This window comes from Pseudoalteromonas sp. Angola-30 (assembly GCF_028599215.1).
Taxonomy (GTDB): Bacteria; Pseudomonadota; Gammaproteobacteria; order Enterobacterales; family Alteromonadaceae; genus Pseudoalteromonas; species Pseudoalteromonas atlantica.
Map to the genome: position 1 here is coordinate 205,251 of NZ_JAQREI010000002.1, position 14,224 is coordinate 219,474.

At 39.5% G+C, this 14,224-nt stretch carries 11 protein-coding genes; 8 read left to right on the forward strand and 3 right to left on the reverse strand.

Going from position 1 to position 14,224, the window contains the following annotated elements; genetic code table 11:
• Positions 1-6: 6 nt before the first annotated feature.
• The 5 genes from PSH54_RS03815 to galU all read left to right on the forward strand — a co-directional run bounded on the left by PSH54_RS03815 (position 7) and on the right by galU (position 5,868).
• Positions 7-1,164, forward strand: coding sequence for a glycosyltransferase family 4 protein (locus PSH54_RS03815; RefSeq protein ID WP_273605539.1), 1,158 nt, complete (start codon positions 7-9; stop codon positions 1,162-1,164).
• A 187-nt stretch (positions 1,165-1,351) separates the two neighbouring features.
• On the forward strand, positions 1,352-2,434 hold the full coding sequence (wecA, locus tag PSH54_RS03820; RefSeq protein ID WP_273605540.1) for a UDP-N-acetylglucosamine--undecaprenyl-phosphate N-acetylglucosaminephosphotransferase: 1,083 nt from the start codon (positions 1,352-1,354) through the stop codon (positions 2,432-2,434).
• 94 nt (positions 2,435-2,528) lie between these two features.
• Complete coding sequence (locus PSH54_RS03825; RefSeq protein WP_273605541.1) at positions 2,529-3,695, forward strand: nucleotide sugar dehydrogenase; 1,167 nt, start codon at positions 2,529-2,531, stop codon at positions 3,693-3,695.
• 83 nt (positions 3,696-3,778) lie between these two features.
• Positions 3,779-4,783, forward strand: coding sequence for an NAD-dependent epimerase (locus PSH54_RS03830; protein WP_273605542.1), 1,005 nt, complete (start codon positions 3,779-3,781; stop codon positions 4,781-4,783).
• Positions 4,784-4,947: 164 nt separating this feature from the next.
• On the forward strand, positions 4,948-5,868 hold the full coding sequence (gene galU, locus PSH54_RS03835; RefSeq protein ID WP_273605543.1) for a UTP--glucose-1-phosphate uridylyltransferase GalU: 921 nt from the start codon (positions 4,948-4,950) through the stop codon (positions 5,866-5,868).
• Positions 5,869-7,204: 1,336 nt separating this feature from the next.
• Here galU and PSH54_RS03840 read toward each other — a convergent pair.
• A complete protein-coding gene (locus PSH54_RS03840; RefSeq protein WP_273605544.1) occupies positions 7,205-8,647 on the reverse strand; it encodes a capsule assembly Wzi family protein in 1,443 nt (480 codons plus the stop codon).
• A 956-nt stretch (positions 8,648-9,603) separates the two neighbouring features.
• On the opposite strand from PSH54_RS03840, the gene PSH54_RS03845 reads away from it, so the two are divergent.
• Positions 9,604-10,377: a YggN family protein gene (locus PSH54_RS03845; protein ID WP_273605545.1), complete on the forward strand. Its 774-nt coding sequence runs from the start codon at positions 9,604-9,606 to the stop codon at positions 10,375-10,377.
• An 85-nt stretch (positions 10,378-10,462) separates the two neighbouring features.
• Here PSH54_RS03845 and PSH54_RS03850 read toward each other — a convergent pair.
• A protein-coding gene (locus PSH54_RS03850) for an IS3 family transposase (RefSeq protein WP_121637701.1) occupies positions 10,463-11,631 on the reverse strand; the annotation gives its coding sequence in 2 pieces (ribosomal slippage) (positions 10,463-11,361 and positions 11,361-11,631; 1,170 coding nt in all).
• A 130-nt stretch (positions 11,632-11,761) separates the two neighbouring features.
• Here PSH54_RS03850 and PSH54_RS03855 point away from each other — a divergent pair.
• Complete coding sequence (locus PSH54_RS03855; RefSeq protein ID WP_024032429.1) at positions 11,762-12,115, forward strand: four helix bundle protein; 354 nt, start codon at positions 11,762-11,764, stop codon at positions 12,113-12,115.
• An 82-nt stretch (positions 12,116-12,197) separates the two neighbouring features.
• Here the strand turns inward: PSH54_RS03855 and rsuA are convergent, their stop codons facing one another.
• On the reverse strand, positions 12,198-12,896 hold the full coding sequence (rsuA, locus tag PSH54_RS03860; RefSeq protein WP_064386950.1) for a 16S rRNA pseudouridine(516) synthase RsuA: 699 nt from the start codon (positions 12,894-12,896) through the stop codon (positions 12,198-12,200).
• A gap of 59 nt (positions 12,897-12,955) precedes the next feature.
• On the opposite strand from rsuA, the gene zapE reads away from it, so the two are divergent.
• Positions 12,956-14,065, forward strand: coding sequence for a cell division protein ZapE (zapE, locus tag PSH54_RS03865; RefSeq protein WP_273605546.1), 1,110 nt, complete (start codon positions 12,956-12,958; stop codon positions 14,063-14,065).
• The last annotated feature ends 159 nt before the right edge of the window (positions 14,066-14,224 follow it).

The window sequence follows — 14,224 nt, forward strand, 5'->3', positions numbered from 1 at the left end:
TATTTCATGGGTAAAAAATTAAAAGTTGCACATTTACAGTTATTGCCATTATTGACAGGGGTGCAACGTGTAACCTTAGAAGAGTTAGAGCGTTTAGAGGACAGTAAATATGATAAATTTATTGTTTGTAAAGAAGAAGGCCCTCTGATTGAAGGCGCTAAAAACAAAAATATAAACTTTTTTTTTAACGAAAATTTAGAGAGAAGTATATCACCATTAAATGATTTAAAAGCCTTTATTAAGCTTTATAAATTATTTAAGCAGCAGAAGTTTGATATTGTACACAGTCATTCTTCAAAGACCGGAGTAATTGGAAGAGTAGCCGCTAAGTTGGCTGGTGTACCTATGGTTGTTCATACAGTCCATGGATTTGCTTTTCCTGCAGCTAAAGGTCGATTGGATAAGTTATTATTTTTTTTTATGGAATGGCTTGGCACAAAATGTTCAGACAAAATAATTTGTCTTCATGAAGTTGACAAAAATATTGCAGTTGACAAGTTAGGTGCGAAAGAAAAGCAAGTTGTAATTTTAGCTAATGGGGTTGATACAGTTAAATTCTCTCCAATAGATCATGTAGCAAAGAATAGATTACAGTCGAGTTTTAATGTCCCTCCGAATACAATTTGCGTTGGAATGGTGGGACGTTTATGGGAACAGAAAAACCCAATTGTATTTGTTAATGCTGCTATAGAAATATTATCGCAGAAAAAAAATGTTCAATTCTTTTTAGTTGGTGATGGTGAGCTAAGAAGTCACTTAGAAGAAATAGTAGAGCAGTCAGGTTTTTCAGATAAAGTACATTTTTTGGGCTGGCGCAATGACATCCAAGATATACTAAGAATGCTAGATGTCTTTGTCCTTCCTTCATTATGGGAAGGAATGCCTCTTGCTATACTTGAAGCTCAATCATCAGGTCTACCTTCAATAGTCTCAAATATTCCAGGAAATAACCACTTAGTTACTGAATCGGATGGCCTATTATTTAATTTATCTGAACAGTCAAAACTAAATCTAAATATCCATAAATTAATTGCAAATAAGGCCCTCAGGGAAAGTTTAGGTAGGGCTGCACGAGCAAAAATCATGCATAAATATGATATAAATCTAAGAATTAGAAATATATCGGCTTTATATTCAAGTTTTATGAAAGATATAAACAGTTAAATAGCTGGTACTTCCAGAGCAAGGAGGCAATTGATAAAGCTTTCTTAGAATAGCTCTTACGCGAATTAAGTTTTAAGCAGGAGTAGCGGAAGGCTGGCTTTAGTTAGTTTTAATTTTGACTAAAAATAAACGATTCTATTGCTAACATAGTTGTTTAAGAAGTAGTAATAAAACTAGAAGGAATATCATGTTATTAGACTTAATGTTTACCTTTTTTATATCGTTCGCTGTGCTTTTTTTAATGCGAAAAGTTGCAAGGCAAGTTGGTTTGGTTGACAAACCTTCAGGACGTAAACTTCATACGGGTAACATACCCTTAGTGGGCGGCGTAGCTATATGTATTACCATTGTACAATACATATACTCTCACCCAGCTATGATTAATAATGCTAACTTGTATATATTTTGTATTATTGGGCTAACCACTGTTGGGGCATTGGATGATAGGTTTGATTTAAGCGTAAAAGTACGCATGTTGGTACAAGCGATTATATCGGTAGCTATGATTTATTTTGCAAAAGCTGAGTTGGTTACATTGGGTAATATACTAGGGTTTGGCGAAATAGCGCTAAATTATGGCTATGTTGGTGGGGCTATTACTATAATTGCAGTTATAGGCTGTATTAACGCATTTAATATGGTTGACGGAATTGATGGCCTATTGGGTGGGTTATCGGTAGTAACCTTTGGCGCAATTGGTATATTACTAAATTTAGCTAATGAGCAAAGCTTAAGTTATTTATGTTTGCTATTAGTTGTATGTATGATCCCCTATATTGTGATGAACTTAGGCCTAATTGGGCGAGAGCGCAAGGTGTTTATGGGCGATGCTGGCAGCATGATGATAGGCTTTACCGTTATTTGGCTATTAATTGGTGCAAGCCAAACACCTGGCAACCCGATGATACGCCCTGTTACTGCACTATGGTTAATAGCCCTGCCGCTTATGGATATGGCGGCAATTATGATTCGCCGTATAAAGCAAGGTAAATCTCCTTTTAAGCCCGACCGTGAGCACTTGCACCATATTTGCCAGCGTTTAGGTTGCTCTCCACTGCAAACGCTTATATTAATATGTAGTATTGCTGCTGTATTTGCAGGTGTAGGGATAATTGGTGAAATGTTTGTAATACCTGAGTTTTTAATGTTTTATAGTTTTATAGTTATGTTTGCAATTTACTTAGTAATTTTAATTAATTACTGCAAAATCATTAACTTTTTTAGACGTAAATTAGACTTACCAGAAAAGCAATATTCTGCCAATAAATAGTACTATTGCTGATAGCTTAAATCTAATACCTAATGCTATACAATTCTGATAAAATTATATTTATTGATCACTAACTAAATCTTAAAGGATTAACATGAAAATCGCCGTGGTAGGTACAGGCTATGTAGGCCTCTCAAACGCTATGCTTTTGTCGCAACATAACGAAGTGGTTGCGCTTGATATAGACGAGCAAAAAATAGCTCTTTTAAACAATAAACAGTCACCAATTGTTGATACAGAAATTAGTGAGTTTTTAACGCGTGATGATTTAAATTTTACAGCTACTACTGACAAGGTAGCCGCTTATAAAGACGCTGATTACGTAATTATAGCTACACCCACTGACTACGATGTTGAAAACAACTACTTTAATACTAGCTCTGTTGAAGCCGTAATTAAAGACACAATGGCGCTTAACCCTAATGCGGTTATGGTGATTAAGTCGACTATTCCGGTAGGCTTTACGGCTGATATTAAGCTGCAACTTAACGCAGAAAATTTAATATTTTCCCCTGAGTTTTTACGTGAAGGCAAAGCGCTTTACGATAACCTACACCCGTCACGTATTGTTGTAGGTGAGCAAAGCGAGCGCGCAACTACTTTTGCTAACTTACTTAAGCAAGGTGCAATTAAGCAAGATGTTGAAGTGCTATTCACTGACTCAACGGAAGCTGAAGCTATTAAGTTATTTTCTAACACCTACCTTGCAATGCGAGTTGCTTATTTTAATGAGCTTGATAGCTACGCAGAAGCACATGGCTTAAACTCTAAGCAAATTATACAAGGTGTAGGCCTAGACCCACGTATTGGTAACCATTATAACAACCCGTCGTTTGGTTACGGTGGCTACTGTTTACCAAAAGATACCAAGCAGCTACGAGCTAATTACCAAAATGTGCCAAACAATATTATTGGCGCTATTGTAGATGCCAATACAACACGTAAAGACTTTATTGCCGACTCAATTATTAAACGTAGCCCTAAAATTGTAGGTGTGTACCGTTTAGTAATGAAAACGGGGTCTGATAACTTTAGAGCGTCTGCTATTCAAGGCATTATGAAGCGTATTAAAGCCAAAGGTATTGAGGTTGTTGTATTTGAACCTGTGCTTGAAGAAAACGAGTTTTACCACTCGCGTGTTATTAAAGACTTAAACGAGTTCAAGCAGATATCTGATGTAGTGGTTTCTAACCGTATGGTTGAGGAGCTTAGTGATATTGCAGATAAAGTGTATACACGTGATTTATTTGGTAGTGATTGATTAGATAATAGCTGTTAGAGATTACTTTTAAAAGCCGCTGAAATGTATGTTGATGCGGTTTTTTTGCTTAAATTAGGAATTTTATGAAATATTTAGTTACAGGTGCAGCGGGCTTTATTGGTGCTGCAACGTGCCAAAAGTTATTGGCTGCTGGCCATGTGGTTGTTGGTATAGATAACCTAAACGATTATTACGATGTAAATTTAAAGTTGGCACGTTTAGCGCAATTTGAAAGCCACGATAATTTTACGTTTATTAAGCTTGATATAAGCGAACGCGCAGCAATGAGCGAATTATTTGCAGCACAGCAGTTTGATAAAGTAATACACTTAGCTGCGCAAGCGGGTGTGCGTTACTCAATAGAAAACCCAGATGCCTATGCCGATTCTAATTTAGTAGGGCATTTAAATGTGCTTGAAGGATGTAGACATAACAATGTTAAGCACCTTGTTTATGCATCATCTAGCTCTGTTTATGGCCTAAACGAAAAAACGCCATTTGAAACTACCGATAGTGTTGATCACCCTGTATCGTTTTATGCGGCGACTAAAAAAGCAAATGAGCTAATGGCGCACAGCTATTCGCATTTATATAATTTGCCGACCACTGGGCTACGCTTTTTTACGGTTTATGGCCCGTGGGGGCGCCCTGATATGGCACCGTATATTTTTACTAAAAAAATACTCGCCGGCGATACTATTGATATAAACAACAATGGTGATATGTGGCGCGACTTTACTTACATTGACGATATTGTAGAAGGTGTTGTACGCGCTGCCGATGTTATACCTAAAGCAAACCCTGACTGGCGTGTAGAGAGCGGTTCACCAGCTACGAGCTCTGCTCCTTATGCTGTTTATAATATTGGCCACGGTAGCCCAATAAACCTGATGAAGTTTATTGAAGCAATTGAGGCTGAGCTTGGTACTGAGGCAAATAAAAACTTCCGCGAAATGCAAGCGGGCGATGTTTATAAAACATATGCCGACACGCAAGATTTGTTTAATGCGACTGGCTATAAGGCGCAAGTGGGTGTTAAGCAAGGCGTTAGTGAGCTAATTAAATGGTATAAAGACTTTTATAAATAAGCTTTATAGCGAAGTAAACACTGCTTTTTTTAAAAGCAGTGTTTACTTAAAAATAGTTTAATTTACACTTTGATAGCTATCAGCTTCCCATTCATTCAGCCCCCATCTACATTTAACCTGTTAACTTAAAAATAATTAATTAATTTATAAATAAAGGACTACCCATGAAAGCTGTGATTCCTGTTGCCGGCCTTGGCACTCGCATGTTACCTATGACTAAAGCAATTCCTAAAGAAATGCTACCGATTGTAGATAAACCACTTATTCAATACATAGTGAGTGAGTGTGTAGCTGCCGGTATTAAAGACATTGTACTTGTAACGCATAGCTCTAAAAACGCCATAGAAAACCACTTTGATACCAGCTACGAGCTTGAAGCTACTTTAGAAAAGCGTGTTAAGCGTGCTTTACTTGAAGAAGTACGCTCTATTTGCCCTGCTGATGTAACGGTAATGAGTGTACGCCAAGGTGAAGCTAAAGGCCTAGGGCACGCTATTTTGTGTGCAAAGCCTATTGTAGGCGATGACGATTTTATTGTATTGCTCCCTGACGTAATACTTGATGCTTATACGGCCGATCAAAAAACTGAAAACCTAGCCGCGATGATCAAGCGCTTTAACGAAACTAAAGCAAGTCAAATTATGCTTGAGCCAGTAGCACAAGAAGATGTAAGCAAATACGGTATTGCTGATATAAACGGCGTGCAGTTAACACCAGGCAACAGTGCGGCAATTAAAACAATGGTTGAAAAACCAGATGCCGATAAAGCGCCATCAAACCTTGCTGTTGTTGGTCGTTATGTATTAAGTAAAAACATTTGGCCACTACTTGCTAAAACGCCGGTAGGCGCTGGTGGTGAAATACAGTTAACAGACTCTATTGATGCGTTGATGACTCAAGAAACCGTTGAAGCATTTCATATGAGTGGCCGTTCGCACGACTGTGGCGATAAGCTAGGCTACTTAAAAGCAATTGTTGAATACGGCATGCGTGATACTAAGCTTGGCGACGATTTTGGACAATATTTAAAAACATTGGTAAATGATGAGCCGGCTGCGCAATCTGATAATGTTGTAAACTTATAATATTTTAAAGCTTATATTATTTTAAGCGCGGCTATATGCCGCGCTTTTTTGTGGGTGTATGTATTTTGCTAGAGATAAGTCATTATGTTTTGCGTGAGTAAGCTTCACGCCTACGACATTGTGTTTTTACCGTAGGCGCCTTGCTTGCTGGCGCATTTGGAATTTATGGTGCATTTATTTATTAATGCAAAACGTCTGACACGAGGAAAACTCGCTACTACTTAAATACCTTACTCATTTACTCCTCTTTTACTTCTCTTTGTGCAATAGGGTTTTAAGTAACTTATTCACAAAGAGATTAAGGGACGCTGCGTTATAGAGGGTAACGTTGTAGTAGCGGCTTTAGGCCGCGTATTGAGTATTAGTGCCTAACGCCAAGTAAATTCGCAGTTTTGCGTGAGCAAGCTTCACGCCTACGACATTGTGTTTTTACCGTAGGCGCCTTGCTTGCTGGCGCATTTGGAATTTTTGGTGCATATATTTATTAATGCAAAATTTAGAAAGCTTAACTCACAAAGAGATTCAGGGACGCTGCGCTATAGAGGGTAACGCTGTAGGCGCGGCTTTTATGCCGCGTATTGAGTATTAGTGCCTAACGCCAAGCAGTTTTGCGTGAGCAAGCTTCTCGCCTACGACATTGTGTTTTTACCGTAGGCGCCTTGCTTGCTGGCGCATTTGGAATTTTTGGTGCATTTATTTATTAATGCAAAATTTAAAAACCTTAACTCACAAAGAGATTCAGAGACGCTGGGCTATAGAGGGTCATATTGTAGCAGCGGCTTTATGCCGCGTATTGAGTATTAGTGCCTAACGCCAAGTAAATTCGCAGTTTTGCGTGAGCAAGCTTCACGCCTACGACATTGTATTTTTACCGTAGGCGCCTTGCTTGCTGGCGCATTTGAAATTTTTGGTGCATTTATTTATTAATGCAAAATTTAAAAACCTTAACTCACAAAGAGATTCAGGGACGCTGCGCTATAAAGGGTAACGCTGTAGGCGCGGCTTTTATGCCGCGTATTGAGTATTAGTGCCTAACGCCAAGTAAATTCGCAGTTTTGCGTGAGCAAGCTTCATGCCTACGACATTGTGTTTTTACCGTAGGCGCCTTGCTCGCTGGCGCATTTGGAATTTATGGTGCATTTATAAATGCAAGATTTAAAGGATTAATTCACAAAGAGGTTAAGAGACGCTGCGCTTTAGAAGTTAACGCTGTAGTCGCGGCTTTATGCCGCGCTTTGGCTTTATGCCGCGTTAAAACAATAAGGCCAAACGCGAGTTAAACCCGCTGCTACTAAAATATTTAAAACAAAACTTTAAGGTGCGCTTTTAATAAGCGTTAAAAATTTGCAAATATAGCTAACCTTGCAAATGTTTCTCCGTATACATCTTTGCCCTGATACAGCTCTGCTCCCCAACTTTGTGCCCCCATTATTGGCTTGCTTAATTTACGTGTATAAGCTGTTTGCAGTTCGTAGCCTGTTTTATAGCCGCTGTTTTTATTTTCAAGTGAACGAATAGTTGTATTTAGCGTTTCTATGGGACTCAATTGCCAATGCCAATTTACGCTCATTGATTTAGCTGGCGTATAGTCGGTGTAGTTGTGCTCATCACCACCCCAGTGGCCAATAACATTACCAGAATTACGATTACCATCTAGATAAATACCATTGGCGTACCAAAGCTTTTGCCAATTACTATGTTCAAAACGTAAACTGTGATTGTTTGCAATATAAGGTAAATATAAACCAAAGCTGTAAGCGTTATTGCGTGAGCCGCCTAAGGTATCTTCAAGCGCGACTTCACCATAAAACTCAAATGGTAGTGAATATAGGCTGTTGTTGTATTCAAATGTTATAGAGCCTAGTTGATCGCCTAGCTCGTAGTTTTCTCCTAGTTCGTCAGCGTCTTCTCGGCCTATGTTGTCTTTACTTCCAGGGCTAAAAAAGCCTTCAGCAAAGTCTTTTAGCGTTACGCTACGCGGCCCGCCACCAAATTGCATTAAGCGGCTTAAACCAATGGTTAAATTATCGGTAGCTGCAAAGCTTGTATGTAAACCGAATAAATAGGGCTTGCCCGGCTCGTAAACTCTTTCAACGCCAGTTTGTTTACCTTCTTTTAATATGCCGCTTTGCTCTGTCATTTGGCTAATAAACATGTCGTATCTAATTTTAAAGCTAGTGATTGGCTCTACGTTGCTTATTGTTATAGAAGGTGTTGTTTTAGCTTGTGTGCTTAGTAGCATGGCGCTGTCTTCAAAGGGAGAGTACCAATGTTCACGGTAACCAATATCTAGTTGTGCGTATTTATAACCTAGGTAAACAAAGCTTTGTGTTGGAAGTATTTCGTCTTCGTTGGCTATGCCAGCCACACTTACACCAAAGTGCCGGCCAAAGTTAGCGTATGCTCCGCCTTCGACAATTAAGTTGGTTTTTGTGGTTTGCCCGCGCTGGTTTGGCAGTGTTTTGTTTTTAGTACCTGCAGCAATGGTTAACTTTGCAAAAGCGCCTGCGTCGCTTTGTACATATGGACTAAGCTGATAAGAAAGCGTTTGATATAACTCGGGGTAAGTATGCCTAACTGTCTGTAGCACTCTATAGATATCATGCGCTTTATAGGGCTTACTCATTATGTGTGTGTTTTTACTTACAGCTAAAAGGCGTTGTACTTGATGTTCAAGCTCAGGAACTTGATTTAAAGGTAAATAAGGTGAAACCCCGCCTTTAGCCATTACATTTGCACTGATTGCCATCCCGACAAGTAGCGATATTTTTTTTAGCATAATTATTCCGTTAGCAAAAAATTGTTTAAGTAAAAAAACGTTAATGCGAGGTTAGCAATAAATAACTAAGTAAGAAAGAAAAAGACTCAACCCCACGTAGATTAGTCGTTATTTAGTATGGGTAAGATCTACATTTTTAGCCCAAATGAGCTTTGAGGTTAAGTTTTATTTTGCAGGCGCCCAGCTTGCTGGCATATTTGGAATTTATTCTGTGTATATTTATTAATACAAAATGTCTGACGCGAGGTAAACTCGCTGCTACTTGTATGTTTTCTCATTTGCTTCTCACTTACTTCTCTTTGTGAAAAAATAAAAATACTAATTCACAAAGAGGTTAAGAGACGCTGCGCTTTAGAGGGTAACGTTGTAGTCGCGGCTTTATGCCGCGTATTGAGTATTACTCGCTGCTACTTGTATGTTTTCTCATTTGCTTCTCACTTACTTCTCTTTATGAAAAAATAAAAATACTAATTCACAAAGAGGTTAAGAGACGCTGCGTTTTAGAGGGTAACGTTGTAGACGCCTTGCTTGCTGGCGCGCTTGGTAATTATTATGCGTATATTTATTAATGCAAAATGTCTGACGCGAGGTAAACTCGCTGCTACTTGTATGTTTTCTCATTTTCTTCTCTTTGTGCAAAATATTAAGTGACTTATTCACAAAGAGGTTAAGAGACGCTGCGCTCTAGAGGGGAGTGTTGTAGGCGCCTTGCTTGCTATCGTTTGGTAAAAATATAGGTGTTTTATTTTTTTGCGTGAGCAAGCTTCACGCCTACCAATAAAAAAGCACTGCGTTTATTGTAAACGCAGTGCTTAATAATTTATTTTGGCTAACAGCTAACAGCTAACAGCTAACAGCTAACAGCTAACAGCTAACAGCTAACAGCTATTTTTCTTGCATAAAGTTGGTTTTTTGTTAACCTACCTGCCTTCCTTTTTTAGCTTGTTGAGGTGTATATGGCGTTGTTATCTCGTTCGATATTGGCGTTGTGTTTAGCACTTTCAAGCTCTGCAGTTTTAGCTCAGTCGCAGTGTGATGTTGAGCTTAGTCATGGCTTAATTATCACCGACGACGTTATACGTATTCTTGATAAAGGCCAAACACGCGTACAAATTAATAATAACAACCAGCTTTTTATTCGAGGTTACTGGGTTGATTTAAGCATTGAAGAAAGCAAAGTGCTTGAGCAATTTAGCAATGGTATTCGCCATACGGTGCCGGAGCTTGTTAATTTGGCTACCGATGGTGTTAACTTAGGTTTAAGCGCCATTGAACATGTAGTCGAGGGGATGTCTGACAAAGAGCCAGAGGTGCTAAAAACCCAGCTCCAGTACGTAGAGCGTGCGCTTATGGACAAATTTAAGCGTGGTGATGACTTCTTTTTTATCGCGCCACAGTCGCTCTCGCAAATAGATGATTTTTTCACTAAAGAAATTAGCCAGCAAATACACTCTGCCGTACATGGTTCGTTAGGGGCTATTTTAATGTCGCTTGGTGATGCGTTTAAATCACGTGAAGGTAATATTGAAGACCGCATTAACGACATGGGCCAACGTATGGATATTATCTCTAAAGAAATAGATAAATCCCTGCAGAAAAAGGCTCAGCAACTTGAGCTTAAAGCCTCTGAATACTGTGAATGTTTAAACGCACTCGATGTGACCGAATCACGCTTGCAAGCGATTGTCCCAGGTATGGCAGACTTTGATTTAGTGCAGATAAAATCGTAAGAAAAGTGGGGAGCTGTAAGCTGTTAGTTATCAGCTTTTAGCTATCAGCTATCTGATCTGACTCCATAAAAGTAGACACGGGGTTTTAATTCATTGATTCATATTGTATGGGGCTAACATTTCCAATCGTCCCATGCATTCGCACTGAGTTGTAGTAATTCTCAATATAAAAACGACTTTGTATTGTCATTTCGCTACGACTCAGTTCATTTAGATTACTCATCCATTCTTTTTTGTACTGAGCAAAAAAACTTTCTGAACAGGCATTATCCCAGCAGTTCCCCTTTCTCGACATGCTAATCGTTACACCTCGCTTGTTCAACCACGATATAGTCTCTTTAGCTCGATACTGGCTCCCTTGATCTGAATGAAACAGTAAACGTTGCCCGTTCGGCTTGCGCACATTCCAAGCCTTCTTTAGTGTTTTAATCACTAAAACCGCATTATTAATTCGACTTGTTGCCCAGCCCACAACTTTGCGTGAGTATAAATCTAAAATGACACATAAGTACTGCCAGCCTTCTTTACAGCGCACCTGAGTTATATCCGATACCCATACACTATTAGGCTCTTCAACATCAAATTGACGAGCAAGTAGATTCTCTGTCGTTATAAAACCCTGCTTTTTATTACCACTGGTGTAGCGACGCTTACCTGATTTAGAGCGATAACCTACGCTTTGTAATAAACGCTGCACTCGGCCTTTACTGCAATCATATCCGTCGGCTATGGCGGCTTGCCACAATTTTCTGTAACCAGGTATGCAGTGCTCTTCATTACTTCTTTTTATTAAAAACTGAAGTAAAAAATCATTTTTTCTTTCAACTGGATTCGACGACTGTTTCAACCATTTGTAATACCCAGCCTTAGAAACAGATAATAACTTACATAACTTGCTTACTGTTTTCTTCACCGTCGTGGTCTTATGAATATATTGAAACCTTATTCTTTTAGACTGTCGAAGTAGGCCCTCGCCTTTTTTAGTACGTCGTTCTCCAACTGTACGTCCTCAAGCTGCTTTTCAAGGTTACGAACTTGACGTTCAAGGTCTTTATATGACTTTTCTGGACCATGGTTTTTAAGTGGCTTAGGCTCTTTTCTTGAGGTCATTTTACTTCTCCAACTTGACAGCATATCGGGATGAATACCGTATTTATTAGCGGTCATTTTAACGGTACCGTGTGAGTCTAATGACTCCTGCACCACTTTTCTTTTAAATTCCTCTGTATGTTTACGAAACGCTTTTACTTTCATGAGAACTGACTCCTAAATAGGTGTCTACTTTTATGGAGTCAGATCAATCAGTTTTAGGCTTTAATTGCGTTTAGGGTTTCTATTTCTTCAAATACTTCTAAGCTAAAAGTAAATAGCTAGGATTTAGCCCATGAACTTTGAAAACTTGGAAGTATGGAAACGATCTGCTCGCTTAAGTGCTGATATTTATAAAGCGACTAGCACTATAAAAGATTACGGATTTAGAGATCAATTAACGCGCTCTGGCTTGTCTGTTCCTAGTAATATAGCTGAGGGAATGACAAGAGACAGCAATAAAGAAAAAGTGAGGTTTTTAGATATCGCTCGCTCATCAATAGCTGAAGCAAGAACGCAAATTTATATTGGAATAGATATTTGTTATATAGATAAGTCCGTTGGTCGAAAGTGGCTTGATGAAACCGTAGCGCTTTCAAAAATGTTGACTAGTTTAATCGCAACATTAAAAATGACCGCTGACCGCTGACCGCTGACCGCTGACCGCTGACCGCTGACCGCTGACCGCTGACCGCTGACCGCTGACCGCTGACCGCTGACCGCTGACCGCTCTATAGTTTTACCTCTCCCTCTTTTAACTCCCTATACTCTCCACTTGCTAAGTTTTCGTCCAGTATAATATTACCTATTTGCTCGCGGTGTAGCTCTACCACTTTGTTACCTACCGCGGCTAACATGCGTTTAACTTGGTGGTATTTACCTTCGCTGATTGATAAACGTAAGCTGTAGGTGGCAAGTGCTTCTGCTTTAGCTGGACGGGTGAGATCTTTTTCGTTGTGAAGTTGTACGCCGCTGCGTAGTTGCTCTAATGCTTCTTCGGTTATAGGCTCTTGAGTTTCTACTAAGTAGGTTTTTAATTTGTTGTGTTTTGGCGAGGTTATACGGTGCGACCAATCGCCATCGTTAGTAATAAGTACTAAGCCGGTGGTGTCTATATCAAGGCGACCTGCTACATGAAAGTCGGCCATATTTGGCTCATCGAGTAAATCAAATACGGTGGGGTGTAGTTCATCTACATTGGCACACACGTAGCCTACAGGTTTGTGTAGCATGAAGTAGCGTTTGCCTAAAAATACCATAGGCTCACCAGCAAATGTTACTTCATCTTGCTGGGTTACTTGAAAATCGAACGCGCTAACAACTTCCCCATTTACTTGCACTTCTTGGCGTTTAATACCCGCGCGAGCTTTTGAGCGTGGTAGCTCGGCTAGGTGGCTAATAAATTTATCTAAGCGGCAAGGGAATTTCATTTTGGTTCACATTTTTAGTCGGCTACAATGGCGGCGATTATAGCCGATAGTGAAACCCCATGTCAGTAGACTACCCACAAATTTTAAGGCTTTACCAAGCAAAAATAGATGCGGGTGAACTGTGTGTTGATAGCGCTCAGCAAAATGCGGTAAATGCGTTAAATAACCTAAGTATACAGTTACACATAAAAACACCTTGGTGGAAAAAAGCGCCGTTAATTAAAGGTATTTATTTGCATGGGCCGGTGGGGCGGGGTAAATCCATGCTAATGGATTTATTTTATAAAAATTTACCCACTGAGCGTAAGCAGCGGCTACATTTTCATCACTTTATGGCGCAAATACACACGCAACTTGCCCAGCTACAAGGTCATAAAAACCCCCTCACGTTAATTGCTAAACAATGGGCGAAAGATATAAAAGTGCTGTGTTTTGATGAGTTTTTTGTTAGCGACATTGGCGATGCAATGATTATGGCAAGGTTATTTAATGCCTTGTTTGATAGTGGGGTAGTGCTGGTGGCAACTTCTAACGCAAAACCTGAGCAGCTTTATCGCAATGGCCTACAGCGCGCGCGGTTTTTACCCACAATCGATTTAATTAAAAATTATTGCCATGTAATTAGTGTTGAAGGGCAGGATGATCATCGCTTTAGGTATGGTAAAAATAGCTGCCATTATTTTATTAATTTACCTATAAGCGAGTTTAAAAAGCAGTTTTTATCTCAGTATCCACAAGCAAAGGAAAACCAAGTTTTACAGGTACACTCCCGCAGCTTACCGTGTTTATTAACCGCAGATAATGCATTAATGATCGATTTTATGGCGCTTTGCTCAGGAGCGCGTAGCGCTTACGATTATATGTTTTTAGCCAAGCAGTTTGATATTTTATATATAGAAAATGTGCCAAAAATGGGTGTAGGCGCAACAGGTAAAGTAATAGTGCATGGTATTGAAGACAGTTATCAACGCGAAAAACAAACCCCAAATGAGCATTATTTAGATGACGAAGCGCGGCGCTTTATTGCATTGGTGGACGAGTTTTACGATTGCCACAAGTTATTAGTTATTAACGCCCACGCGCACGTTGAGTATTTGTATCAGGGGCAAAAGCTGAACTTTGAATATGCGCGAACGCAGTCGCGTATTGTCGAAATGCAAAATTGGTAATTAGCGCTGACGCTAAGTTTATTTATAGGCGCTTTGCTTGCGCGTTGGTATAAAAATACTGGTATTTCAACTTTGTGCGTGAGCAAGCTTCACGCCTACGACTGAAATAACACAGGTGCAGTGGGTGTTGTAGGCGCGCAGCTTGCTGGCGTTTAAAAG

Excerpts from the sequence above, each read along its gene's own strand:
- PSH54_RS03815 (WP_273605539.1), top strand. The coding sequence starts at position 7 with ATGGGTAAAAAATTAAAAGTTGCACATTTACAGTTATTGCCATTATTG.
- wecA (WP_273605540.1), top strand. The coding sequence starts at position 1,352 with ATGTTATTAGACTTAATGTTTACCTTTTTTATATCGTTCGCTGTGCTT.
- PSH54_RS03825 (WP_273605541.1), top strand. The coding sequence starts at position 2,529 with ATGAAAATCGCCGTGGTAGGTACAGGCTATGTAGGCCTCTCAAACGCT.
- PSH54_RS03830 (WP_273605542.1), top strand. The coding sequence starts at position 3,779 with ATGAAATATTTAGTTACAGGTGCAGCGGGCTTTATTGGTGCTGCAACG.
- galU (WP_273605543.1), top strand. The coding sequence starts at position 4,948 with ATGAAAGCTGTGATTCCTGTTGCCGGCCTTGGCACTCGCATGTTACCT.
- PSH54_RS03840 (WP_273605544.1), bottom strand. The coding sequence starts at position 8,647 with ATGCTAAAAAAAATATCGCTACTTGTCGGGATGGCAATCAGTGCAAAT.
- PSH54_RS03845 (WP_273605545.1), top strand. The coding sequence starts at position 9,604 with ATGGCGTTGTTATCTCGTTCGATATTGGCGTTGTGTTTAGCACTTTCA.
- PSH54_RS03855 (WP_024032429.1), top strand. The coding sequence starts at position 11,762 with ATGAACTTTGAAAACTTGGAAGTATGGAAACGATCTGCTCGCTTAAGT.
- rsuA (WP_064386950.1), bottom strand. The coding sequence starts at position 12,896 with ATGAAATTCCCTTGCCGCTTAGATAAATTTATTAGCCACCTAGCCGAG.
- zapE (WP_273605546.1), top strand. The coding sequence starts at position 12,956 with ATGTCAGTAGACTACCCACAAATTTTAAGGCTTTACCAAGCAAAAATA.